This is a genomic window from Aureimonas psammosilenae, from assembly GCF_009176975.1.
GTDB lineage: Bacteria > Pseudomonadota > Alphaproteobacteria > Rhizobiales > Rhizobiaceae > Plantimonas > Plantimonas psammosilenae.
The window spans coordinates 371,898-395,711 of sequence record NZ_WEZG01000003.1 but is presented as its reverse complement, the minus strand read 5'-3'; the positions used below and the strand labels follow the sequence as shown (position 1 = coordinate 395,711).

The 23,814-nt window shown below is 64.0% G+C and carries 22 protein-coding genes; all 22 read left to right on the top strand.

All coding sequences use genetic code 11. From position 1 onward, the window contains the following. The first annotated feature begins 6 nt into the window (after positions 1–6). The 22 genes from F9929_RS08590 to F9929_RS08485 all read left to right on the top strand — a co-directional run bounded on the left by F9929_RS08590 (position 7) and on the right by F9929_RS08485 (position 23,768). Positions 7–456: a hypothetical protein gene (locus tag F9929_RS08590; protein ID WP_152046138.1), complete on the top strand. Its 450-nt coding sequence runs from the start codon at positions 7–9 to the stop codon at positions 454–456. A gap of 214 nt (positions 457–670) precedes the next feature. After that, complete coding sequence (flgB, locus tag F9929_RS08585) at positions 671–1,051, top strand: flagellar basal body rod protein FlgB (RefSeq protein WP_152046137.1); 381 nt, start codon at positions 671–673, stop codon at positions 1,049–1,051. A gap of 4 nt (positions 1,052–1,055) precedes the next feature. Then, positions 1,056–1,478, top strand: a complete 423-nt coding sequence (gene flgC / locus F9929_RS08580; protein ID WP_152046136.1) for a flagellar basal body rod protein FlgC — start codon at positions 1,056–1,058, stop codon at positions 1,476–1,478. Next, positions 1,475–1,792, top strand: a complete 318-nt coding sequence (locus F9929_RS08575; RefSeq protein WP_152046135.1) for a flagellar hook-basal body complex protein FliE — start codon at positions 1,475–1,477, stop codon at positions 1,790–1,792. The genes flgC and F9929_RS08575 overlap by 4 nt, the downstream gene beginning before the upstream one ends. A 28-nt stretch (positions 1,793–1,820) precedes the next feature. Continuing rightward, entirely contained in the window at positions 1,821–2,606 is a 786-nt protein-coding gene (gene flgG, locus F9929_RS08570; protein ID WP_152046134.1) for a flagellar basal-body rod protein FlgG, read from the top strand. 68 nt (positions 2,607–2,674) lie between these two features. Further along, complete coding sequence (gene flgA, locus F9929_RS08565; RefSeq protein ID WP_152046133.1) at positions 2,675–3,172, top strand: flagellar basal body P-ring formation chaperone FlgA; 498 nt, start codon at positions 2,675–2,677, stop codon at positions 3,170–3,172. Beyond that, positions 3,169–4,380 carry a flagellar basal body P-ring protein FlgI gene (gene flgI, locus F9929_RS08560; protein WP_152046132.1) on the top strand — a complete coding sequence of 404 codons (1,212 nt, stop codon included), beginning with the start codon at positions 3,169–3,171 and terminating at the stop codon, positions 4,378–4,380. The genes flgA and flgI overlap by 4 nt, the downstream gene beginning before the upstream one ends. A 1-nt stretch (position 4,381) precedes the next feature. After that, positions 4,382–4,978: a MotE family protein gene (locus F9929_RS08555; protein ID WP_152046131.1), complete on the top strand. Its 597-nt coding sequence runs from the start codon at positions 4,382–4,384 to the stop codon at positions 4,976–4,978. 4 nt (positions 4,979–4,982) lie between these two features. Next, a complete protein-coding gene (gene flgH, locus F9929_RS08550; RefSeq protein WP_152046130.1) occupies positions 4,983–5,690 on the top strand; it encodes a flagellar basal body L-ring protein FlgH in 708 nt (235 codons plus the stop codon). 110 nt (positions 5,691–5,800) lie between these two features. After that, a complete protein-coding gene (locus F9929_RS08545) occupies positions 5,801–6,334 on the top strand; it encodes a flagellar basal body-associated FliL family protein (RefSeq protein WP_152046129.1) in 534 nt (177 codons plus the stop codon). After that, complete coding sequence (gene fliP / locus F9929_RS08540) at positions 6,331–7,107, top strand: flagellar type III secretion system pore protein FliP (protein ID WP_152046128.1); 777 nt, start codon at positions 6,331–6,333, stop codon at positions 7,105–7,107. The genes F9929_RS08545 and fliP overlap by 4 nt, the downstream gene beginning before the upstream one ends. A gap of 185 nt (positions 7,108–7,292) precedes the next feature. Further along, entirely contained in the window at positions 7,293–8,999 is a 1,707-nt protein-coding gene (locus F9929_RS08535; protein WP_152046127.1) for a flagellin N-terminal helical domain-containing protein, read from the top strand. A 345-nt stretch (positions 9,000–9,344) separates the two neighbouring features. After that, positions 9,345–11,072 carry a flagellin N-terminal helical domain-containing protein gene (locus F9929_RS24795; RefSeq protein WP_152046126.1) on the top strand — a complete coding sequence of 576 codons (1,728 nt, stop codon included), beginning with the start codon at positions 9,345–9,347 and terminating at the stop codon, positions 11,070–11,072. Positions 11,073–11,297: 225 nt separating this feature from the next. Then, the gene (gene fliF / locus F9929_RS08525; RefSeq protein WP_193227661.1) at positions 11,298–12,989 is read left to right on the top strand and encodes a flagellar basal-body MS-ring/collar protein FliF; all 1,692 of its coding nucleotides are present in this window, start codon (positions 11,298–11,300) and stop codon (positions 12,987–12,989) included. A gap of 3 nt (positions 12,990–12,992) precedes the next feature. Continuing rightward, complete coding sequence (locus tag F9929_RS08520; RefSeq protein ID WP_152046125.1) at positions 12,993–13,823, top strand: hypothetical protein; 831 nt, start codon at positions 12,993–12,995, stop codon at positions 13,821–13,823. Then, complete coding sequence (locus F9929_RS08515; RefSeq protein ID WP_328595982.1) at positions 13,820–14,938, top strand: flagellar motor protein MotB; 1,119 nt, start codon at positions 13,820–13,822, stop codon at positions 14,936–14,938. Before F9929_RS08520 ends, F9929_RS08515 begins: the two co-directional genes overlap by 4 nt. Further along, positions 14,935–16,341 carry a hypothetical protein gene (locus F9929_RS08510; protein WP_152046124.1) on the top strand — a complete coding sequence of 469 codons (1,407 nt, stop codon included), beginning with the start codon at positions 14,935–14,937 and terminating at the stop codon, positions 16,339–16,341. Before F9929_RS08515 ends, F9929_RS08510 begins: the two co-directional genes overlap by 4 nt. After that, a complete protein-coding gene (locus F9929_RS08505; protein ID WP_152046123.1) occupies positions 16,338–17,732 on the top strand; it encodes a flagellar hook-length control protein FliK in 1,395 nt (464 codons plus the stop codon). The genes F9929_RS08510 and F9929_RS08505 overlap by 4 nt, the downstream gene beginning before the upstream one ends. Before the next feature lie 462 nt (positions 17,733–18,194). After that, complete coding sequence (locus F9929_RS08500) at positions 18,195–18,866, top strand: response regulator transcription factor (RefSeq protein WP_152046122.1); 672 nt, start codon at positions 18,195–18,197, stop codon at positions 18,864–18,866. A gap of 184 nt (positions 18,867–19,050) precedes the next feature. Then, complete coding sequence (locus tag F9929_RS08495; RefSeq protein ID WP_152046121.1) at positions 19,051–20,769, top strand: flagellar hook protein FlgE; 1,719 nt, start codon at positions 19,051–19,053, stop codon at positions 20,767–20,769. 95 nt (positions 20,770–20,864) lie between these two features. Continuing rightward, positions 20,865–22,679 (top strand): flagellar hook-associated protein FlgK, encoded by a 1,815-nt coding sequence (gene flgK, locus F9929_RS08490; protein ID WP_152046120.1) that lies wholly within the window; start codon positions 20,865–20,867, stop codon positions 22,677–22,679. A gap of 15 nt (positions 22,680–22,694) precedes the next feature. After that, the gene (locus F9929_RS08485; RefSeq protein ID WP_152046119.1) at positions 22,695–23,768 is read left to right on the top strand and encodes a flagellar hook-associated family protein; all 1,074 of its coding nucleotides are present in this window, start codon (positions 22,695–22,697) and stop codon (positions 23,766–23,768) included. The last annotated feature ends 46 nt before the right edge of the window (positions 23,769–23,814 follow it).

Genomic DNA, 23,814 nt, shown 5'->3' with positions numbered 1-23,814 from the left:
AGTTCGATGGGTTCCCATTTCATGCCGGACTTCCGTAACAAGCATTTGGCCGATCGTGAAAGACTTCTCGCGGAAGGTATTCGCGAGGTCGTGGCGGAGCTTCGGCTCGTCGAGATCGCCGATTACATCGCGTTCCTGCGGATGGATCGTCTCGGCAACATCGCCGATATCGTGAATTCGTCGAGCCAGCTTTTCATGAAGGCCGGCACGCTACGCTTTTCGGGCGAGGGCGACGCGCATGTGACCTGGAACCATCCCCCGACGATCGAGCTCGGCATGGAATTTCGCCATCGCGGCGTGACGGCTCATTTCCGGTTGTCGCTTGCGGCGACGACCGCGTCGATCAACCTTTCCTATCTCGCTTTCGAGACCCCCGATCTTTCCACCGAAGAACAGACCGCCGCTCTTTCCGCCGCGATCGACAATGCGCGGATCGATTGGCGAAGCGCCGGCTGATCATCGGCACTCGTTAACTATTCGTTAATATATTCATCCGCCCGGCGGGCGATTTATTAAATCAGGTTCACGGAAGTTAACGGCCCCATGTCAAGTGCGGGCCGTTTTTTGTTGGCTGGTCTTGGAACCTATTGACGAGTCACGAAAACAGCAAGCTTCGGACAAGTGCTCGATCTTAAGACTTGGATGTCTAAATCGTTCTGCCGAGGCCCCCTTGAGCGACATCTACCTTTTCGGCCTTTCTTCGCGGCGCGCGGAATGGCTTTCGCAGCGTCAGACGGTGATCGCCGAAAACGTCGCCAACGCCAACACGCCCGGCTATCTCGGCAAGGATGTGAAGAACTTCGCCGACGAGCTGCAAAGCACGCAGCTCGCCATGGCCGGCAGCAACCCCTTGCATCTGGCCGCGAGCGGCGGGCGCGCCACGGAAGTCGACTCCTCCAAGGAAACGGCGTGGGATATCACCCATTCCGGCAATTCCGTCAGCCTCGAGCAGGAAATGCTGAAGGGCAGCCAGGTTCAGGGCGCGTTCTCGCTCAACACCTCGATCGCCAAGGCTTTCCAGCGTTTCTACCTCATGAGCGTGAAGGGCTGATCCCATGTCGGATGCCATTGCCGCCTCCCTGAAGATCGCCGCCAGCGGCCTCGAAGCGCAGTCCAACCGGATGCGCATCGTGTCCGAGAACGTGGCCAACGCCCGCTCCACCGGCCAAACGCCGGGAAGCGACCCGTATCGCCGCAAGACGATCTCCTTCGAAAGCCAGCTCGATCAGGTGACCGGCGCCGAGATGGTGCGCGTGGCCAACTACGGCAACGACAAGAGCGACTTCACCATCGAGCACGATCCGGGCAACCCGGCGGCCGACGCCAACGGCTACGTCAAGATGCCCAATGTCAGCATGCTGACCGAGATGGCCGACATGCGCGAGGCCAACCGGTCCTACGAAGCCAACCTTCAGGTCATCAAGCAGTCTCGCGAACTGAACTCGATGATCATCGATCTTCTCAGGAGCGGTTCATGATCCCCGCCATCGGCAACACGCTTCCCGCGCTCGACACGAGCCGCGTCAACCCGCTTGGCTCCGTTGCCGCACCGGCGACCACGGGCGTCGGCGCCGGTACGGACTTCGCCTCCGTTCTCGCCAAGGTCACGACCGATGCCGTGGGCGCGGTCAAGGGCGCCGAATCCAGCTCCATCGCCGGCATCAAGGGCGAAGCCTCCACGCAGGCCGTGGTGGACGCCGTGATGGGCGCCGAGCGTGCTCTCCAGACCGCCGTCGTGATCCGCGACAAGGTCGTCGCCGCCTATCAGGAAATTTCCCGCATGGCGATCTGACGCCGCGGGATTCGAGGGAACCAGGACCATGAGAGCTCTCGCGATCGCCGCGACCGGCATGAACGCGCAGCAGACCAATGTCGAGGTGATCGCGAACAACATCGCGAACATCAACACGACGGGCTTCAAGCGCGCGCGCGCCGAATTCACCGACCTGCTTTATCAGGTGGAGCGCGCCCAGGGCGTGCCGGCACGGGGCGGCGAGGGCGTCGTTCCCGAAGGCGCGCAGATCGGCCTCGGCGTGCGCACCGCCGCCATCCGCACGACCCATATCCAGGGAACGCTGGAGCAGACCGGCAACTCGCTGGATCTCGCCATCAACGGCAACGGCTACTTTCAGGTGCAGGGACCGGGCGGCGAAATCCTCTACAGCCGCGACGGCGCCTTCAACAAGAACGGCGAAGGCCAGCTCGTGACCCTCGACGGTTTCCTGGTCGATCCGGAAATCACCGTGCCGACCGAAGCCAAGAAGGTCGTCGTGTCGGAATCGGGCGAAGTCTACGCCGATATGGCGACCGGCGAGCCCCAGCTTCTCGGCCAGTTGACCCTCGTCAACTTCGTCAACGAGCCGGGCCTCGACGCGCAGGGCAACAACCTCTTCAAGGAAACGCTGGCTTCCGGCGCTCCGGTCGCGGGCGTGCCGGGCGATCCGGGCTTCGGCAAGATCAGCCAGGGCTATCTGGAAGGTTCGAACGTCGATCCGGTGAAGGAAATCTCCGAGCTGATCTCGGCGCAGCGCGCCTACGAGATGAACTCGAAGGTGATCCAGGCCGCCGACGACATGTCGAAGGTCGTCTCGACCGGTCTGCGCTGATCGCGCCGACAGGTACGAACAAACGGCGGGGCGCCGCGGCGCCGCCATCGCAACGGAGCTGCGGCACCATGGAACCCGTATCGAAAAGCTGGGCTCGCGCGGGCCTTCGCCGGACCCGCGACGGTCTGGTTCTCGCGATCTGCCTCGCCGCACCGACATTTGGCGCAGCGGCAGCCGATCTCGATCTGCCGGTGCCGGCTGGCGTCGTTTATCCGGGCCAGAGCGTTTCGGAAAAGGGCGTGGCGAAAATCCGCTTCACCGTGCCCGCCGCCAAGCTCTCCGCCTATGTGGTGGAAGAAGGCATGCTGACGGACCGCGTCGCCAAGCGCACGCTCCTGCCGAATCAGCCGATCCTTCTGTCCGACCTGAAATCCCCGAACATCATTCGGGCCGGCGTTCCCGCGCCCATCGTCTACCGCGAGGGCGGCGTCTTCATCGCCGGCCTCGGCACGCCGCTCGCTTCCGCCGGAGAAGGGGACCGCATCCGGGTCCGCAACACCGACAGCGGCATCACCATCAACGGCGTCGTGCAGGCCGACGGCACGATCGAGGTCGACTCGCAATGAAGCGCCTGACAAGGGCCCTGATCGTTCCGCTGCTTCTCGCAGGGCAGGTGGCAGCGCAGGCGGCCGACATTCTGGAAACCGCCCCCGGCCCGGCGCTCGAAGCCGGCATCGGGGCGCGGGAGAGTTTCGACACCGTTCGGCCCGGCCAGAATGCCCTGCGAAACGAGGGCGTTCGCATCAAGGACATCACCACGATCAAGGGCGTGCGCGAGAACCAGCTCGTCGGCTACGGTCTCGTGATCGGCCTTCAGGGCTCGGGCGACAGTTTGCGCAACTCGCCCTTCACCGAACAATCCCTGCAGTCGATGCTCGACCGCATGGGCGTCAACGTGCGGAGCGGCAATCCGCGCACCAAGAACGTCGCCGCCGTTGTCGTGACGGCCGAGCTGCCTCCGTTCGCCGGAACCGGCTCGCGCATCGACGTTTCCGTTTCCTCGCTCGGCGACGCGCAGTCGCTGATGGGCGGAACGCTCGTGATGACACCCCTCTATGGCCCTGACGGCGAGGTCTACGCCGTCGCGCAGGGTTCCATGGCGGTGTCCGGGTTCACGAGCGAAGGCGAGAGCGAGCGTCTCACGCAGGGCGTGCCGACATCCGGCCGCATCTCGGGAGGCGCCATCATCGAGCGCGAGGTGCCCCGCGCGCAGGTCGAGACCGACCAGATCACGATGGAACTGCGCAATCCCGACTACAAGACGACGATCCGCATCGTCGACGCGATCAACGCCTATTCGTTGAAGACCTGGGGCCGCCCGGTGGCGCGCGAACAGGACCTGCGGACCGTGAGCCTGACCCGGCCTTCGCGCATCTCCTCCACCCGCTTCATCGCGGCGGTGGGAGACCTGCCGATTCAGCCGGACATGAACGCCCGCGTCGTGATCGACGAGAAGACCGGCACCGTCGTCATCGGCAAGGATGTGCAGATCTCGACGGTCGCCGTAACCCACGGCAACCTGACGGTTCGGATCACCGAGGCGCCGAGCGTGTCTCAGCCCGCGCCCTTCTCCAACGGGGAAACGGTGGTGACCTCCGACACGGCCGTCGACGCGCGGCAGGAAGGAGGCAACTTCGCCTATGTCCAGGGCGCCAATCTCGAAACCGTCGTCAGGGGCCTCAACCGCCTCGGACTGAAGCCGACGGGCATCATCGCCATCCTTCAGGCGATCAAGACTTCCGGCGCCCTCCAGGCCGATCTCGTGGTGCAGTAAGATGATCAAAAGCTCGACGCTTCTTTCTGCCTTCGCCGCCCTCAGCATCGCGTTTTCCGCTTCGCTCGCCCATGCGGCGGAAGGCGGCGGCGACAAGCCGACCGAACCGCCCCCGCCGGACCAGTCGGCGGTGCGCGTCATCGGCACGGACGGCAAGCCCGTGCCCCCGCCCGAAGCCGGCAGCGACGTGGAGCGCTATTGCAGCGCCATCGCCGATCCGGCCCGCGAAGCCCGCATCGCGATCCAGCAGAAGAAGCTGAAGGAACTCGAAGGGCAGATCGAAACGCGCATCGACGAGTTGGAAACGAAGCGGGCCGAATATCAGGTCTGGCTGAAGGAGCGGCAGGATTTCCTGAACTCCACCTCCGACATCATGACGGAGATCTACTCCAAGATGAAGCCGGATGCGGCGGCCGCGCAGCTCGTCGCGGTGGACCGTCCGGCGGCCGCTTCCGTTCTCGCTCGTTTGAAATCGCGCGCCGCCAGCGCGATCCTGGCCGAGATGCCGGCCCCCGTCGCGGCCGAAATCGGCAACCTCATCGTCGCCAAGACCAGCAAGACGCCGGACGGCGCGATGTCGGCATCCGTGAAGGGCTGATCCGTTGAAGAAGATCGCAATCCTGGCCATCCTGGCGCTCAGCGGCTGTTCCACGACGAAGCAGGACTTCCTCGCCTCGCCCGTGATGACGCCGCCCGGCGCCGGCTTCGTGCAGAACCCCTCGATGATCGAGCCCTCCGCCTTTCCGGTGGAGAAGGTGGCGATCCGGTCGAACTCGCTGTGGACCGACCGGAACGCCAATCTCTTCCGCGACGCGCGCGCGCTGCAGCTCGGCGACATCGTGACCGTGAAGATCGAGATCAAGGACCGGGCCGAGCTCGACAACAACTCGAAGCGTTCGCGCGATTCCGGGATCAATATCGGTGCCGACGCCAATCCGACCTGGAACAAGGAGTCCATCATCGGCGCTCTCGGCGGCAAGATCGGCTTGACGGGCGGCACCAATACGTCGGGCAAGGGCAACGTCAAGCGTTCGGAGAAGATCGATCTTTCGGTCGCCGCCGTGGTCACGCAGATCCTGCCGAACGGCAATCTCTACATCACCGGCCAGCAGGAAGTGCGCGTCAATTTCGAGGTTCGCGTCCTGTCGATCGCCGGCGTGATCCGGCCGGGCGACATTCTGCCGAACAACACGATCTCCTATGACCGCATCGCCGAAGCGCGCATCTCCTATGGCGGCCGCGGCCGTTTGACGGAAGTGCAGCAGCCGGCCTGGGGCCAGCAGGCGCTCGACATCGCCGCTCCTTGGTAGGAACGGCGCAAGGCTCGTGACAGGGTCAGTGCGTAATTGATCGGGAAGGGGCGTCATGAGGACGCCTCGAGGGCATGAGCCCCACGCTTTCCTATGAGGGGAAACGGCCGATGACCGACCTAAGCGCGGATGCGCTCATCGCGCAGGCGACGGGCGCCGCAGAACAGCCGAAGAAGAGCGGCCTCGTTTCCACGATCGTTCCGATCGCCATCCTGACGCTCGTCGCCATCGGCGGCGGCGCGACGGTCGGCTGGATGGTCGGCGGCCAGAGCGCCGAGCGTGCCGAGGAAGCGCTGAAGGCCGAAGCCAAGACCGCCGCTCCTCCCGCCGAAGAAGCCACCCCGGCCGAAACGCCGGACGCGATCGTCAAGCTTCCGCCGATCATCACCAATATCGGCTCGCCGTCATCCGCGATCATCCGCATTCAGGCGAGCATCGTCTACCGCAAGGCCGATGTGGCCGACCCGGCCGTTCTGGCGGCGGAAGTCGAAAGCGACACGCTCGCCTTCCTGCGCACGGTGGATATCGTGCAGATCGAGGGCGCGCGGGGCTACCTTCACCTGAAGGAGGATCTCGCCGAGCGTGCGCGGGTCCGCTCGCCCGCGATCAAGGACTACCTCATCGAATCCCTGGTCGCCCAATGAGACGGCTGCCTTTGGCGCTGGCTCTGGCGATGCTGGCGACGCCGGCGCTCGCGCAGGATGCCGGCAACATCGCTCAAGGGTTGGCGGGCCTTCTTCCGGCCGGCGAGGCGTCCGCTTCGGGGCGCATCATCCAGCTCTTCGGCATCGTCACGGTTCTGTCGATCGCGCCCGGCATCCTCGTCATGGCGACGTCCTTCACGCGCATCGTGGTGGCCTTGTCGATCCTGCGCTCAGGCATCGGCCTGCCCTCGACCCCGGCGAACCTCATCATCATCTCCTTGTCCCTGTTCATGACCTTCTTCGTCATGGCGCCGACGCTCGACACCGCCTGGCGCGACGGGTTGAAGCCGCTTCTCGACAACCAGATCAGCGAGCAGGAAGCCTTCACCAAGATCACCGATCCGTTCCGCGACTTCATGTTGTCCCAGGTGCGGGCGGAAGACTTGAAGCTCTTCGGCGACATCAACGAGGCCTCGAACCGCGACCGCGTTCAGCCGACGCATGAGCAGGGCGCGGGGGAGGGCGAGATCGTCGACCTTCGCGTGATCGTGCCGGCCTTCATGATTTCCGAGCTTCGCCGCGGCTTCGAGATGGGCTTCCTGATCGTCCTGCCGTTCCTGGTGATCGACCTCATCGTCGCAACGCTCACCATGTCCATGGGCATGATGATGCTGCCGCCGACCGTGATCTCCCTGCCGTTCAAGATCCTGTTCTTCGTTCTGATCGACGGATGGAACATGCTGACGGGTTCCCTAGTGCGCTCCTTCTTTTAGTTGGAAGCTTCCTCAAGGAAACAGGTTAACGTTAGCCTTGCGTTAACCTTGCTCGCTTAACACTGTGCATCAGAAGGCGGATTGACGTAGCCCGTTAGGGAGTCGCTCAAAGGCATGATGCCGACCCGCGAAGCTGGCCTGACCAGCATGTCCTGAGACTGACTTATTCCGGGGCACGGATTTCCATGGCAAGCGTGAACACGAATGCGGCCGCCATCACGGCGCTGCGCACCCTCCAGCAGACTAACGCGACGCTTGATAAGACGCAGAACCGCATCTCTACCGGTTACAAGATCGGCAATGCGAAGGACAACGCGGCTTACTGGTCGATCTCCACGACGCTGAAGTCGGACAACAAGGCCCTGTCGACCGTCAAGGACGCGCTTGGTCTGGGTGCGGCGACCGTCGATACGGCTTATCAAGGCCTCAACAAGGCCAAGGACGTTCTGGACGAGATCAAGTCCAAGCTGACGGCCGCCACCCAGGACGGCGTGGACAAGTCGAAGATCCAGTCGGAAATCGCCGAACTCCAGAACCAACTCAAGTCGATTGCTTCCTCCTCGGTCTTCTCGGGCGAGAACTGGCTTTCGGTCGACTCCTCCGCCAACGGATACAACGCCACGAAGGGTGTCGTCGCCTCCTTCACCCGCCTCAACAACGGCACAGTGAATATCGGTACGATCGGTATCGACGCGAGCAACGTGGCACTGTTCGATAGCAACACGCAGAAGCAGGGTATTCTGGACGGCGGCAAGTCGGGCAACACGGACGCTGGCACGATCGTTTCGGCGACTTCAGCGGCCAAGGTGAATCAACCCGCCAAGGCGGCGACCTTGACACAGCAGATCACGATCGGCGGTGTCGCTCAGAACGACGTCATCACGTTCGATCTCACCATCGACAATCGCCCGACGCAGACGATCTCGGTGAAGGTCAGCAACGCAACCCCCGGAGCGACGAACTACGTCGCCGACATCCAAGCCGCGATCAACGCGAAGTTCGGCGCCGGCGTCGTTTCGGCGACGGAAACGGCGGCTCTGGGTGCAGCCGGTACCGGCTACCTCACGCTCACCTCGGCGACATCAGGTGCGTCTTCGCGTATCGTGACTGCCAACTGGACCAACACGACGGTTGGTGCTCATGGCGTAGGCGGCCTGACAGCCGCGACCAATACCGGAACGGACGCTACCTACAAGGCGGCCAACGCGGTGATGACGAGCGCGTTTGCTGCGGCGGTAACGCTGGATGCCGACGACACGGTTGCCTTCTCGATGACGGTCGATGGCGGCTCCAGCAAGGTGGTGACCATCTCCAAGGCCCTGGTCGACTCGACCCTGGGTGCGGGCGACGGCAAGATCAACAACGTCACCCAGATGAAGTCGGTCCTCGCGGAGGCGCTGAAGCAGGCAGGCATTACCGGCGTGACGATCGGCTTCGGCGATGGTGCGACGACGTTGGATCAGGACGGCAACGTGATCGCCAGCGACAAGTTGTACTTCGCGTCCAGCACTGCGACGGCGGCTTCCAAGGTCGTGCTCGGCGACATCTCGGTGAGCAAGGGCATCAACATCACGACGCTCGACATCACGGGCAAGTCGATGACGCAGATCTCGCAGTACGTTCAGGCGGTGAATACGGCTTTGAACCGCGTGACCACGGCTGCGGCGACGCTCGGGTCTGCCGCCAATCGCATCGACATGCAGAAGTCCTTCGTGGACACGCTGATGGACACGATCGACAAGGGCGTCGGCGATCTCGTGGACGCCGACATGTCGGAAGAGTCCACCAAGCTCCAGGCTCTGCAGGTCAAGCAGCAGCTCGGCGTTCAGGCTCTCTCGATCGCCAACCAGTCGGCTCAGAACATCCTGTCCTTGTTCCAGTCGCGAGGCTGATGGCATCCAGCCGTCTATCAGATCGAAAAATATCATGGCCCCGGGCAGCGATGTCCGGGGCCTTTTCGCTTTCGAATCACGGCTCGATTTCTTTTCAGAATAAGCGGTTACAGGTGGCGGAGGTCGATCCGGCATATTCAACCCCCAAGATCTCGGTTAATCCCGGAATGTCGATACTGCCCGAAGCGACGATGCGATTCACCGCCCGTTAAAAGCTGTCGGCTAGATTGCTCTTCATGACGGATTGATCGAAAAACAAGTTCGATCAAAGGCATGATGCCGGTCCTTCATGCTGGGTAAGATCCAGCCTGTCCCTTCGAGTACCCAAATACCGGGACAAATAACATGGCAAGCGTGAACACCAATGCGGCCGCAATCACGGCGCTCCGCACCCTTCAGCAGACCAACACTGCGCTCGATAAGACGCAAAACAAGATCTCGACCGGTTACAAGATCGGCGAAGCCAAGGACAACGCCGCCTACTGGTCGATCTCCACGACGCTGAAGTCGGACAACAAGGCCCTGTCGACCGTCAAGGACGCGCTCGGCCTCGGCGCTTCGACGGTGGATACCGCCTATCAGGGTCTGAACAAGGCCAAGGACGTTCTGGACGAGATCAAGTCCAAGCTGACGGCCGCGACTCAGGACGGCGTCGACAAGACCAAGATCCAGACAGAAATCGGCGAACTCCAGAAGCAGCTCGTTTCGATCGCATCCTCCTCGGTCTTCTCGGGCGAGAACTGGCTCTCGGTCGACTCCTCGGCCAACGGCTACAACGCAGCCAAGGGCGTCGTCTCCTCCTTCACCCGCCTGAACAACGGCACGGTGAACATCGGCACCATCAACATCGACACCAGCAACATCGCGCTGTTCGATAGCAACACGCAAAAGCAGGGCATTCTGGACGGCGGTAAGTCGGGCAACGCCGATGCCGGCACGATCGTCTCGGCGACTTCTTCGGCGAAGGTGAACGCTGCGGCGGAAGCCGCTGTCAAGACCACCGCTGCGGACTTCTCCAACACGACGCTGTTGGATGGAAAGACGGTGTCGTTTGACTTGACTGTGGATAATCGCCCGACCCAAAGGATCGAGGTTGCCGCTACCACTGCCAACAGGGCTAGCGCGACGACGTGGGCAGCGGCAGTTCAGAGCGCGGTCAATGCTAAGTTCGGCTCGGGTGTGTTGTCGGTGGTGGCGACGAAGGCTGACGGAACGGTCGACGGTACCGCTACCAACAACGTCCGCCTTACTTTCACCTCGGCGACTTCCGGTGCTACCTCGCGTATTGTGACTGCAAACTATGCAACCACCGATACGACAAACACGAGTGAGTTCGGTGGCCTGAGCACAGCGATCAACGATGTCGGCGCGGACGCTACCTACAAGGCGGCCAACGCGGTAATGACGAGCGCGTTCTCGACGGCGGTCACTCTCGATGCCGACGACACGATCGCCTTCTCCATGACCGTCGATGGCGGCTCCAGCAAGGTGGTGACGATCTCCAAAGCTCTGGTCGACTCGACTCTGGGTGCAGGTGACGGCAAGATCAACAACGCCACGCAGATGAAGTCGGTTCTTACTGCTGCGCTGTCCCAGGCCGGCATCACTGGCGTCTCCGTCGGCGTTGGCGATGGTGCGGTTCTGGATCAGGACGGCAACGCGATTGCCAGCAACAAGCTGTACTTCGCCAACAGTTCGTCGACCGCAACCTCCAAGGTCACGATCGGCGACTTGTCCGTCAGCAAGGGCACCAACATCACGACGCTCGACATAACGGGCAAGACGGCGACGCAGATCTCGCAGTACATTCAGTCGGTGAACACCGCGCTGAACCGCGTTACCACTGCCGCCGCCACGCTCGGTTCGGTTGCTTCCCGCATCGACATGCAGAAGTCCTTCGTGGACACGCTGATGGACACGATCGACAAGGGCGTCGGCAACCTGGTGGACGCCGACATGTCGGAAGAGTCCACCAAGCTCCAGGCGCTGCAGGTCAAGCAGCAGCTCGGCGTCCAGGCTCTCTCGATCGCCAACCAGGCGTCGCAGAACATCCTGTCGCTCTTCCGCAGCTAATAGCGGCCAACTCATCGGCATCGCGGCGGGCGTCACTGTATTCGCCGCAGTTCCGGCCTTCGAGGCGCCCTCGGATCATATCGATCCGGGGGCGTTCTTTTTTGGCCAACATCCTCAAATTTAAGGATCTCCAGACCTTAACGATCACTGAACGCCATCACATCCGCGCAAGCTTGGCCGGCCAATTGTGGACCAGTTGGAATTCCGCATCGGGCAGGCGATCCCATGGCGATACTCGCGGCCGAAAAAGGCCGGCAAATTCTCGAAAACCTCCAGGCCCTCGGGTCGCGGAAACTCATTGCGCTGGGGCTGATCGGCCTTTTCGTGATCGGGCTCGTCGGGCTCGGCGCTTATTCGCTGAGCCGGCCGACCATGGAGGTCCTGTATACCGGCCTCGACCGGCAGGACGTGACGCGCATCGGCGCGGCCCTGACCGAAGCCGGCATCACCTTCGACGTGAACGCCAAGGGCGACACGGTCTCGACGCCGTTCTCGGCCACCGCGTCCGCCCGCATGCTGCTGGCCGAAAAGGGTCTGCCGCGTTCGGAAGGGGCGGGTTACGAGCTGTTCGACCAGCTCGGCTCCATGGGCCTCACCTCCTTCATGCAGGAAGTGACGCGGGTGAGGGCGCTGGAAGGCGAACTCGCGCGCACCATCCAGACCCTGAAGGACGTGCGCGCCGCCCGCGTCCACATCGTTCTGGCCGAAGCCGGCTCCTTCCGCCGCGAAACGCAGAAACCCTCCGCCAGCGTCGTGGTTCGCACCGACAACGCCGAAGGCTTCCGCTCCGCCGATGCCATCCGCCATCTCGTGGCCTCCGCCATCCCGCAGATGAGCCCGGAAGAGGTTACCGTCCTCAACACCGATGGCACGCTTCTGGCGTCAGGCGACGACGGCGCTTCGGCGACTTCCGCCAAGCAGCTCGGCATGGAAAACGTCGTGTCGCGCTCGGTCGAGGACTCGATCCGCCGCACGCTGGCCCCGTATCTCGGCGTCGGCAACTTCCAGTCGAGCGTCGTCGCCAAGCTGGACACCGACCGCAAGAGCACCTCCTCGCGCAAGTTCGATCCCGACGGCCGCGTCGAGCGCTCCACCCGCACCGTCCGCGAAACCGGGCAGAGCAACGACCGCGAGGCCGACAAGGCCACCACCGTCGAGCAGAACGTGCCCCAGCCCGCCGGCCAGGCGCAGAGCCAAGCCGGCAACGAATCCTCCGAAGCCAAGGACCGTCGCGAGGAACTCACCAACTACGAGATCAACGAGACCACCACGCAGACCGTCAGCGACGGCTACGACGTGAAGCGCCTGTCCGTCGCTGTGGTCGTGAACCGCAAGCGCCTGTCCGACTCGATCGGCGCGAACGCTACCCCTGAGCAGATCGACGCCGCGTTGAACGAGGTGAAGACGCTCGTGTCCTCCGCCGCCGGTTATTCCGAAGCGCGCGGCGACCAGATCGCGGTGACGGCCGTCGACTTCGCCTCCAACGGCGACGCTCTCCAGCCGGTCGAGCCCCTCGGTGTCGGCGATATGCTGATGCGCCAGTCGGGCACGCTCATCAACGCGCTCACCATCCTCGTCGTCGCGGTTCTCCTGATCTGGTTCGGCCTGAAGCCGGCCGTGCGCGCCATCGCCGGTTCCTCGGCCTCCGAAGCCACGACCCTCGACCCGAACTCCATCGAGCTCGCCAATGCCGGCATCCCCGGCTTCGGCGACGGGGCCCTCGGCTTCGACGGCGAGATGAACGCGGCCCTCGGCTTCCCCGGCGCCAATCGCGGCATCGATCCCGAACTCCTCGAAGACCTCACGCGCAGCCAGGCGAACTCGCCGCAGGCCCGCCTCGAAAAGCTCGTCGACTTCGACGAGGCGCAGGCGGCCAACATCCTGCGCAACTGGATCCATCAGAAAGAAGCGGCATAAGCGATGATCCCTCTCTCGCAGTATCTCTCTGACGGCGCCGGCGAGGACTTCACCCCGCTGATGGCCCTGGCCGCCCGCAAGGTCGCCGCATCCGGCGCTTCCGGCGCGAAACTGAAACCCCTGAAGGTCCTGCCGAAGGCGGCAGAGCCCGCGCCGGTGAGGATGCCGGAAGCGCCCGTCGCCACTCGGCCGGCCTTCGCCCCCGCCGCGCCCCGCCTCGTCACCGAGCCGCGCGTCCCCTTGCGGGAGCTCGAAGCCGAGAAGGCGGCCCGCGCCGCTGAACAAGAAGCGCATGCCGCCGAGATCGTGGAGGCCGCCGAGGCCGCCCGCTCGCAAGGCATCGAGATCGGCCGCGCCATGGCGCGCGAGGCCTATGAAGCCGATCTCGCCGACCGCGTCTCGGCCATGCGCGCCAATCTCGGAGAAGCGCAGGCTGCCGAGATCGCCGAACTTCGCAACCGCTGGACCGTGGAACAGGCCGATCGCCTCGCCGACCTCATGATTCTGCAGGTCGCGATCCTGGAAGAAACGCTGAAGCTCAGCCTCGGCAACGTCCTGCGCCCGCTGGCGCTCGACGTGCGCCGTCGCCAGACGGTGGACGAGATGATCGGCGCGGTCCGCACCATCGCGCTCGACGGCACGGCCTGCCGGATCGCGGCGTCCGGCCCGTCCGACCTCCTCGACGCGCTCGAGGACCGCATCGGCGCCGACATGCCGATGATCGCCTTCACGCATGACGAGGAGAAGACCGATATCCGCATCGAGGCCGACGCGACGGTGATCGAAAGCCGCTTGTCGTCCTGGCGTTCGGCGCTGGAGGAGGCTCTTTCGTGAGCAATACCGGAACTGCCGGACCCCCGCCCAGCCAGATCATCATCGTCAAACGCAACTACGATGGCGATGACGGCCATCATGGCGGCGCGTGGAAGATCGCCTTCGCCGACTTCATGACGGCGATGATGGCCTTCTTTCTCGTGATGTGGCTGACCAGTGTGTCGGACGACGCCACGAAGAAGAAGATCGCCCAGTATTTCAACCCGATCCAGCTCAACTCGTCGTCGCCGGCCAATTCCGGCCTCGACGATAAGGCGCAGGAATCCGGCCAGGGCGCGAAGAAGGACGACATCAAGCAGAAGGGCGAGAACTCCAAGCCCGTCAGCGGCTCGGCGCTCGGCGGCCAGGAACAGGCGATGTTCCGCGACCCCTATGCGGTTCTGGCCGAGATCGCCGCCACTGGCGGCAGCGGCGAGAAGAAGAGCACCGATGGCGTGCCGAACGGCACCGGGCTGCCCGGTCTGAACGGGGGCGAGGCTTATCGCGATCCGTTCGATCCGACATCCTGGCAGCTCGAGCCGAACGCCGTCGCCAAAGCGGCGGACGGCACCAAGCTCGCGCCCGTCGGCATGCCCGCGACACCTTTCGCCACCACCGAGGTCGTGCCAGCCGCCAAACCTGCCGATGCCGCGCCGCCGGTTGATCCCGCCGCTGCCAAGGCGGCTGCCTTGCAAAAGGAGATCGACAAGGCTGCCGAAAGCGCAGCGCCGGGTTCGGCTGCCGGGATCGAGGTCAAGGCCGGCGACGGCGGCGTGACCATCTCGCTCGCGGACAACATCGCCGGCGGCATGTTCCAGATCGGCTCGGCCAAACCGACGGCCGAAACCCTGGCGCTCGTGGAAAGCATCGGCAAGATCCTGGCTTCCAAGGGGGGCAGCATCTCGATCCGGGGCCATACGGACGCCCGGCCTTATCGCGGGCCGGAATACGACAACTGGCGGCTGTCGGCGGCGCGCGCCCAGTTCGTGTTCTACATGCTCGTTCGCGGCGGCCTGGACGAAAAGCGCGTCACCGGCATCGAGGGTGTCGCCGACCGCGATCCCAAGCTGCCCACCGATCCCGATGCCGCGGCGAACCGCCGTATCGAGATCTTTCTCAAAGAGCCGGCCGCATGAAGCGCATCGTCGCGACCTTCGCCGCCGGGCTCTTTGTGACCTCCGCGCTGTGCGGGCCCGGTCATGCGCAAACGGCGCAGGACACGGGCGCGCAGCAGCCGGTCGTTGTTCCGGCGGCGGTGCAGGCTTTGCCGGCCCCGGTTCCCGCCGTTTCGAACGAAACGACGGGCAGCTTGCCGGAGGAGCCCGCCGCTTCGGGCGCGGAAGGGGCTGAGCATCCTGCCGAGCCCGCGCCGGCGCACGCCGAGACTCCCGCCGAGCCCAGCGAGGGCTCGGACGCCGCGCATGGGGAGGAGGAGCACGCGGCCGCCGCTGCCGCGCCCACGCGCACGCCCATGCCCTTCGACATCATCCGCACCGTGCAGTTCCTGCAGGATCAGGTCGCGCGCGGCAACGGGCGCGCGATCCGCGTCCAGGCCATGCTGCTGCGCCGTTTTTCGCCGAACCTGCTTTCGGCCGACCAGGACGTCTGGAAGGACCCGCGCAACAAGCGCGCGGCGATCCTGTTCGCCCTGTCGGGCGGGCCGCCGGAGGTGCTGCGCCGTTTGATCGCCGCCGAGATCTTCGATCCCGACACGAAGCCGATCGCCGAAGGGGCGTTGGCTTATGTGCAGAACGATCTGAAGCAGGCGGCGAGCCTTCTGGCCAAGATCGATCTTACCGATGCCGAGCCGGGGCTCGCGGCCCATCTTCATCTCGTGACCGGGCAGTTGCTGCAACAGGATTTACCGACCGTCGCCGTCGCTCATCTCGACCGCGCGCGGCTTCTCGCGCCGGGCGGGCTGATCGAGGAAGCGGCGCTCCGGCTGGAAGTCGTTCTGGTGGACAAGCTCGGCGATCACGACCGGGCGGACAGCCTGGCGCGGCAATATTTCGACCGCTTCCCGAAGTCGTCCTATGCGGAGAACTTCCTGGCGCGTTTCGCGATGGTCTACGACGATCGCGGGAGCACCGAGCCGCAGGCCGCGCTCGACAAGATCTTCGACATCGGGTCGCGTCTCGACGACGGGGACCGGCGCGCGCTTCTTTTGGCGCTCAGCCGCCGTGCCCTGATTGCGGGCCATCTGGAGTTCGCGCAGCTTACCGGGTCGGAAGCCCTGAAGATCAACGGCATCCAGGACGAGGATCGCCAGCGTGGAAGCCTTTACACGGCGGCGGCAAGCCTCGCCACGATGGACCCGTTGAAGGCCGCGACCGAGTTGCAGTCGGTGGACAGGGGGCTTCTGCATCCAGCCGACACCGGCTTGCTCGACGCCGCCAACAGTGTGCTCGCCCATATGGAAGGTCCCTTGTCGGACGACTCCACATCGTTGGAAGCGCAGGCCGCGTCTTCTCCCACCCTCGATCGCGCCCGCAAGCTGCTGGATGCAGTTGCCGGCGATCTCGGAGACAAATCGAAATGATCGCATCCATCACCGCGGCCTTGCCGGTTGGCGATGCCGTGGCTTCCGGCCCGGCTTCCGCTACTGAGAGCGAAGAAGCCGGCGCGGCCTTCGGCGTGGCCGTCCGGAATGCGGGGCAGAAGCCGGAAGGCCGTCCGAACGCGAAAACGGCGGAGAACGACGAGAACAAGACCGGCGAGACCGGGAAGGGGCAGGGCAAGCACGGCCGGAACGTCGCCAAGGACGAGGGCGATGCGTCCCCCGACGGCGAAGGCAATGGCGTGCCGATCTCGGCCGGCGACATTCTGGGACGCCTTCTGGGCGGCACGGCCTTCGCGGCGCCGGTTTCCGCCGATGCGCCGACCGGCATCGGGGGCGAAGGCGCGACGGGCGGCGACGAGGGTCCGCAGGAGCGTCTCGTGATCTCGACGGTGGTCGACCTCGCGGGTGCCGTCGCCGGAGAGATGCCGAAGGGGCAGGTGGCCCTGGAGGTCGTGAAGATGGAAACGCATTTCGAACCCCGGCTGGAGGGTGCGACCCTGGTGGACGCCGAGGCCGCCACGAAAACCGTCGAAACGAGCGCGGCGGAACGATCGGAGCCGGTGCTGGCCAAGGACAGCGCGCCCGCCGACCGGACGATCCGCAAGGGCTTCGAGGAAATCCTGCAAACGCTCGGGCGACCCGCCGCCAGCGCGGAAAGCGCCGGCGACGACGGCCAGTCCGATGCCGATCCGCAGTCGGAGCGCGGTGCCGGCACCAACAAGCTCGGCGGAAAAGGTCGGACGGGCGAGGGGACGCAAACCTTCTCCGCGTCTCCCGTGCGCGAGAGCGAAACCAAGGCGGCACCGATCGGCCAGATCATCAGCTCGCAGGTCGCCGAGCACATCGTCGAAGCCTTCGTGTCCGAAAGACAGGGCACGAGCGCAGCCGCATCGACGCCGTCCGATGCGCAGGCCGCACAGCTTTTGCGGATGACGGCCGGCGGCGCGGCGCTGAAGACGCTGACGATCCAGCTTCAGCCGCAGGATCTCGGGCGTCTCGACGTATCGATGCGCCTCGTGGACGGTCGCCTGGCCGTGGAACTGTCGGCCAGCGAGCCTTCCACGGCGCAGGCCCTGGCGAGTGACCGCCACACCCTTCGCAAGCTTCTGGAAACCGCCGGCTTCACGGTGGACGATGCCGCGATCACCGTGGTGTCGCGCGATATGTCTCAGCCGCTCGCGGCCTCGCCCACGGGCAACTCGTCTTCGGATATGCAGGGCGGCGCGTCCGACCGACGCCAGAACGGCGCCTTCGAAGGTCGGAACGGTTCGAACGGCAACGGCTCTTCGAGCGAGCAGCGGTTCGGCCGGCAGCGCGAGGATGCGCCGGAGCGCCCCTCGTCGAGGGCAGCCGGCTCGATCTTCGTTTGAACAAGGCCGCCGCCTTCATCGAGGCGGCGATTGCAGCCTGACAACTTTCATCGCGCGGGGATCGGTCGGACAGACCGGTCCCCGTTTCGCGTTCCGAGGGCGAAATCTAGCGGGGAAGGTCGTAACTCTGGCCCGAAGAAAACAGCCGAATTCGGACGTTTGAAACGAGCACCCTCTTGCCGATGTAGATGGGTCACAGTGCTACTCGCCTGCCACAGTTCCCGACCCGAAATGGCGCTGCGATTGACAGGACGCGAAAGACCCCTGTTTGGACCCTGCGCGAGCCTCGACTCAAACTTTAGCGAAACTGAAGATCGGGATGCACCATCCTGTTTCGACTGAGCTTTTAGCGAATCGGCATAAGGGTTCGTTAACCCTATCATGACTTTTAGGGATAGCTCGCCTGAGCCTTAACTCGGTATCAATATTCCCACGGCAACCGACGAAATTCAGGTGGGACAGATGATCATAGTGGTCGATGATCGCGAGCTTGTGACGAGCGGATATCAGTCCCTGTTCGGCCAGGAAGGCGTTTCTTCCGCGGGCTTCGGGGTCGGCGAATTCCGCGACTGGGTCGAAAGCGCGCCCGATGCCGATCTCTCCGCCGTCGAGGCTTTCCTGCTCGGCGATTTCCCGGAGCGCGGCGCTTTCACCCGCCTCGTTCGCAACCGCTCCAATGCACCGCTGATCGCGCTGGCCGAAACCCGCGCCCTCAACTCCACCCTCGATCTCTTCGCGGCCGGCATCGACGACGTCGTCGCCAAGCCCGTGCATGTGAAGGAAATTCTGGCCCGCGTCGGCGCCATCCGCCGCCGCGAATCCGCCAGCGATCGCGGTCGCACCGTTGTCGAGGAGATCTGCGTCTTCTCCGACGGCCGCGACCCGGAAGTCGGCGGCAAGGCCATGATGCTGCCGCGCCGCGAGCGCCGCATCCTGGAATACTTGATTGCCAATCGCGGTCGCCGCGTTTCCAAGCAGCAGCTCTTCAATGCGATCTACGGCGTGTTCGACGAGAATGTCGAAGAGAACGTGATCGAGAGCCACATCTCGAAGCTGCGCAAGAAGCTGAAGATGCGCCTCGGCTACGACCCGGTGTCCTCCATGCGCTATCTCGGCTACGGCATCGGCGTCTGACGAGCCGCCACCACACAAGGTTGCCGCCTTCATCCAAGGCCCGGTCCGCAACAACGGACCGGGCCTTTCTCGTTGTTAACTGGTTCCATTTTCGATTTACTTTTCAGCAACTTTCCTGGCAGGCCCACGCAAGCTGCGAAAGCTAATCCTGAGCCACGTTCTGCAAGAGATAAGGCGACCGGGAATGAGCATCGGCAATATCATGCGCACCAGCACGTCCGGTATGAGCGCGCAGGCCTCGAAGCTCTCGGTGGTGTCGGAAAACGTCGCGAACTCCGACACGAACGGCTACAAGCGCTCCGAAACGCAGTTCTCTTCCCTTATCACCGCGCAATCCGGAAGCGGCTACACGTCGGGCGCGGTCGCCGCGGTCACGCGCAACACCATCAGCATGTCGGGTAACCTTGCCCGCACCGGAAACTCCACCACCACCCAGAAGCTCGATCTGGCGGTCAACGGCGACGGCTTCTATGTCGTCAGCGACGGGCGCGAGAACCTTCTGACCCGCGCCGGCTCCTTCACCATGCAGCCGGACGGGACGATGGTGAACGCCGCCGGCTACACGCTGAAGGGCTATCCCGTCGGCGCCAACGGCACCGACGCGGTTCTGAATGGCTTCGCCGGTTTGCAGGACGTGAACCTCAAGGCGGGGCTCCTGCAGGCCAACCCGACCACGAAGGGAGTTCTGACGGTTCCCTTGGATCAGGCTTTCACCACGGGAACGAAAGCCGCCTTCACCCAAACCGCGCTGTTCTCGGTTACTGGCACCGCTTCGTCGAACCTCGATACGGATGAACTGAGGTTCACCGTGAGCGTCGACGGTGGGGCAGGAAAGGATGTCGTGGTCAAGAAGGCAGGAGGTCTCGGCAACATCAAGGCCTCGGATGTAGTCTCCGCGATCAACAGCACCGCAGGCCTTTCGGGCGTGGCTTCGGTCGATAGTGCCGGCAAGATCGTTCTGAAATCGAACGGGACCGTGACGGGCACCGGCAGCACGATCGCAATGACTGCCCCGACCATGGTCACGCCGCCGAGCACGGCGATCACGGGTCTGACCATCGCCGGTCTTTCCGTCGTTGCCACCACGGATGCCGGCGCCAAGGGCAAGCTCGCGGCCGACCCGGCAGCCAACGGTTCGGTGCTGCCTTCGGCGACGGCGACCACCGCGATATCGATGACGGTCTACAACAATGCCGGCGAGCCGGTGAAGCTCGACGTTTATTACACCAAGACGAACGACGCCACGAACGAATGGAGCATGGCGGTCTTCGACAGCCGTGACGCGTCCAAGGGAACCGCCACGTCGCCCTTCCCGTATTCGACCAGCCCGCTGGCCAAAGCCAAGCTGACCTTCGATTCCACCAATGGATACAAGCTCGGCAGCATCACCCCTTCGACGGGCACCGGGCAGCTCGACAACAAGACGCTCGTGATCGATCTCGGTCCGATCGGCGGCGGCAACTTCAACCTCGACATCGGCAACACCACCCAGCTCTTCAAGCCGGACGCCTCCGCGCTCGACGCTTCCGTCGACGGCAATCCGCCCGAAGTCGTGAAGACCATCAACGTCGGCGAGGACGGCGTCGTGACGGCGCAGTTCACCTCCGGCAGCAGCCGCAGCCTCTACAAGATCCCGGTCGCCAAGGTCGCGAGCCCGGACAGCCTGACGGCCGTCAGCGGCAACGCCTATCAGGCGGGCGTCGCGTCCGGCACGGTTCTGATGGGAACCGGCGGCGAGAACGGCTTCGGCAAGGTCACCGCCGGCGCGCTGGAGGAATCCAACGTCGATCTCGCGTCCGAACTGACCGACATGATCACCGCGCAGCGTTCCTACACGGCCAATTCCAAGGTCTTCCAGACAGGCTCGGAAATCCTCGACGTTCTGGTCAACCTGAAGCGCTGACGGGGCAGGGGCCGATATCGGCCTCGTCCTGATCCCTTCGACGGGGCGTCCGACGCCCCGTCTCGTGTCCCCTCCGGTTCCGCGGTCTCGTTTTCATGTCGCTCACGTCCGCCCTCAACACCGCGAAGTCCTCGCTTGCCGCCGTGCAGACGCAGACCGCGCTCGTGTCGCGAAACATCGCGAACGCGAACACGGAAGGCGCGACGATGAAGTACGCGACCGTGGTGACGGGCGCGGGCGGGCGCGTCGAGATCCGGTCGATCACCCAGTCCTCCAACACGACGCTGTTCCGCAACATGCTGGACTCGACGTCGAACCTTTCGCAGACCTCCGTCGTCCAGAACGGCCTCAACCGCATCAACGAGCTCGTTGGCGACATCCAGAACAAGCGGACGCCCGCCGCCTTGATCGGCAAATTCGCCGATGCCTTGAAGGCCTACGCCGCATCGCCGAACAAGTACGAATTCGCCCGCACGGCCGCCGATGCGGCGAAGGACGCGGTGACCGTTCTGAACGAAGGCACGGCGACCGTCGACAAGGTCCGCCGCGATGCGGACGACCAGCTCGTCGCCGCCGCCGGCGAGATGAACAAGCTTCTGGCCGATATCAAGGACCTCAACGAGCAGGTGGTTTCCGGCACGGCCGCCAACCGCGACATCACCGATCTCGCCGACAAGCGCGATCAACTCGTCGCCCAGCTCGCCCAATATGTCGGCATCACCGTCAATGTGCGCGGCAACAACGATATCGCGATCTACACGGACTCCGGCGTCACCCTGTTCGACAAGATTCCGCGCAGCGTGAGCTTCTCCACCACCCAGCCGCTCGTGGACGGGAAGGACGGCAACGGCTTCCGCATCGACGGCATCCTCGTCACCGGCGACGACGCGATGATGCCGATCAAGTCCGGCAAGATCGCGGGGCTCGTGGATCTGCGCGACAACGTGACGACCACATATCAGAGCCAGTTGGACGAGATGGCGCGCGGCCTGATCGCCGCCGCATCCGAGCGTCCCGCGACGGGCGGCGATGTGACGGGCATCTTCACCTCCGTCAATGCGGCCGCGCTGAAGACAACGAGCACGGTGGATGTCGGGACGTTCGCGGCTGGAACGCTGGCAAACGGCAACGTTCTGTCTTTCGACCTCCAGCTCGGCAGCACCACCTACAAGGTGTCGGGCGAAGTCAGCGCCACCGATCTTGCATCCTCCACCGCCTTCGCCGCGAAACTGCAGACGATGATCGCGGCCGCAGTGCCGAGCGCCGGAACGGGGACGCTCGGAACCGGCCATGTTTCCGTCACCGCCGACGCCACCGGCAAGCTGAGCCTGAGCGCCGATGGGATCGGATCGAAGCTCGCGCTCGGCATCTCGAACTTCACCTCGAAGGCGACCACTGCAGCAACGACGAACGACGTCACCGCCAAGACGGGCGGCCTCCTCGCCGCAACCGCCGATACCACCAACGCCGTGATCCCCGGCCTCGCGCGCCTCATCACCCTTTCTTCCGCCGTCACCATCGACGCGACCAAGATCCGGGACGGCGTCAATGTCGGCTACAACGCCACCAATCTCGGCGGCTTCACCGATCGATTGAACGCGATCCAGAACGCCCTGAACGCGGTGCAGAGCTTCGGCATGGGCACGGACGCCGCCACCAGCGGCTCGCTGACGGCGTTTGCCGCGTCGTCCGTGAGCTGGCTTCAGGACAAGCGTTCTTCCGCCACCAACGCCACCGAATACCGCCAAACGCTTCTCGACCAGACCAAGGCGACGCTGTCCAGCGCCACCGGCATCGACATCAACACCGAGTCCCTGAAGATGCTCGATCTGGAGCGTGCCTATCAGGCATCGTCGAAGGTGCTGAAGACGGTGGACGAGATGCTGAAGACCCTCATGGATTCGATCTGAAGAGACTGAACGGCAATGACCATTTCGAATCTTTCCTTCACCGCATCCCAGTACAAGAACCTGCAGAAGCTGCAGGCGCAGCTCAACAAGTCCGTGACCGAGGCGACCAACAGTCGTTACGCCGATGTCGGCCTGTCGCTAGGGCGTTTGACGGGCACGGCGGTGAACTACCGCGTTCAGGAAACGAGCTTCGAGTCGCAGCTCCAGACCAACAAGGTCGTGAGCAACCGCCTCGAACTCATCGACGACGCTCTCACCGCGATCAACAAGACCGCGACGGACATGAAGAGCTCGGCTCTCGTCGCCAAGAAGTATCCGCAATATTCGTCGCTGGCGAAGTCCGGCCTCGAGCAGTTGCAGGGCGCGCTGAACACAGCCGATGGCGGCCTCTACGTCTTCTCCGGCATGGCCGCCGACAAGGCGCCGATGCCGGCGATCGACAAGGGACTGAAATCGGCGCAGGACAATTACGACCTTTTCGTCAAAGAAGTCGGAGGCGGTCAAGCTCAAAACATCACCGCCGAGCAGATGACTCAGTATCTCAGCGAAGCTGGCTACAGCGTCAAGGATCCGGTGACGAACGCGGTTGTAAAGACTTACAGTTTCTTTGATACCGTGAAGGGCTCGACGCCCGGAACGCCTTGGGCCGACAACTGGTCCAATGCTTCCAGCACGTCGACGGTGGCTACGATCTCCAAGACCGAGACGGTCGAGACTTCCGTCAGTGCCAACAACGATGCCTTCAGGAAGCTCGTGGCCGGCTATTCCATGCTGTCTGTCATCGACCTGACGAAGCTCACCGATGCGGTGAAGGATGCAGTTTCTGTACAAGCCTCCACCACGATGACGGCCGGAACCGACAAGATCACCGCCGAGCAAGCTTTGGTCGGTATGCGTCAAAGCCGCATCGAGGCGGTCAATACGGCCTTGACCTCGCAGAAGGACGTGGCCGAGACCGCTTATTCGGATCTCGAAGGCGTCGACCCCTACGAGGCGAGCCAGCGCATGAACGCGCTCGAACTGCAGCTCAACGCGGCCATGGCCGCGACGGCTCGCATCCAGAAGATCTCCATCCTCGACTACATCTGATCGCCGCTCGGCTTTGGCCGGGGATGTATCGACAAGAACACTGCCA

Excerpts from the sequence above, each read along its gene's own strand:
- F9929_RS08500 (WP_152046122.1), top strand. The coding sequence starts at position 18,195 with ATGATCATAGTGGTCGATGATCGCGAGCTTGTGACGAGCGGATATCAG.
- F9929_RS08505 (WP_152046123.1), top strand. The coding sequence starts at position 16,338 with ATGATCGCATCCATCACCGCGGCCTTGCCGGTTGGCGATGCCGTGGCT.
- fliF (WP_193227661.1), top strand. The coding sequence starts at position 11,298 with ATGGCGATACTCGCGGCCGAAAAAGGCCGGCAAATTCTCGAAAACCTC.
- F9929_RS08590 (WP_152046138.1), top strand. The coding sequence starts at position 7 with ATGGGTTCCCATTTCATGCCGGACTTCCGTAACAAGCATTTGGCCGAT.
- flgK (WP_152046120.1), top strand. The coding sequence starts at position 20,865 with ATGTCGCTCACGTCCGCCCTCAACACCGCGAAGTCCTCGCTTGCCGCC.
- F9929_RS08510 (WP_152046124.1), top strand. The coding sequence starts at position 14,935 with ATGAAGCGCATCGTCGCGACCTTCGCCGCCGGGCTCTTTGTGACCTCC.
- F9929_RS08520 (WP_152046125.1), top strand. The coding sequence starts at position 12,993 with ATGATCCCTCTCTCGCAGTATCTCTCTGACGGCGCCGGCGAGGACTTC.
- F9929_RS24795 (WP_152046126.1), top strand. The coding sequence starts at position 9,345 with ATGGCAAGCGTGAACACCAATGCGGCCGCAATCACGGCGCTCCGCACC.
- flgI (WP_152046132.1), top strand. The coding sequence starts at position 3,169 with ATGAAGCGCCTGACAAGGGCCCTGATCGTTCCGCTGCTTCTCGCAGGG.
- flgG (WP_152046134.1), top strand. The coding sequence starts at position 1,821 with ATGAGAGCTCTCGCGATCGCCGCGACCGGCATGAACGCGCAGCAGACC.
- flgC (WP_152046136.1), top strand. The coding sequence starts at position 1,056 with ATGTCGGATGCCATTGCCGCCTCCCTGAAGATCGCCGCCAGCGGCCTC.
- flgA (WP_152046133.1), top strand. The coding sequence starts at position 2,675 with ATGGAACCCGTATCGAAAAGCTGGGCTCGCGCGGGCCTTCGCCGGACC.
- F9929_RS08485 (WP_152046119.1), top strand. The coding sequence starts at position 22,695 with ATGACCATTTCGAATCTTTCCTTCACCGCATCCCAGTACAAGAACCTG.
- F9929_RS08495 (WP_152046121.1), top strand. The coding sequence starts at position 19,051 with ATGAGCATCGGCAATATCATGCGCACCAGCACGTCCGGTATGAGCGCG.
- F9929_RS08555 (WP_152046131.1), top strand. The coding sequence starts at position 4,382 with ATGATCAAAAGCTCGACGCTTCTTTCTGCCTTCGCCGCCCTCAGCATC.
- fliP (WP_152046128.1), top strand. The coding sequence starts at position 6,331 with ATGAGACGGCTGCCTTTGGCGCTGGCTCTGGCGATGCTGGCGACGCCG.
- F9929_RS08575 (WP_152046135.1), top strand. The coding sequence starts at position 1,475 with ATGATCCCCGCCATCGGCAACACGCTTCCCGCGCTCGACACGAGCCGC.
- F9929_RS08545 (WP_152046129.1), top strand. The coding sequence starts at position 5,801 with ATGACCGACCTAAGCGCGGATGCGCTCATCGCGCAGGCGACGGGCGCC.
- F9929_RS08535 (WP_152046127.1), top strand. The coding sequence starts at position 7,293 with ATGGCAAGCGTGAACACGAATGCGGCCGCCATCACGGCGCTGCGCACC.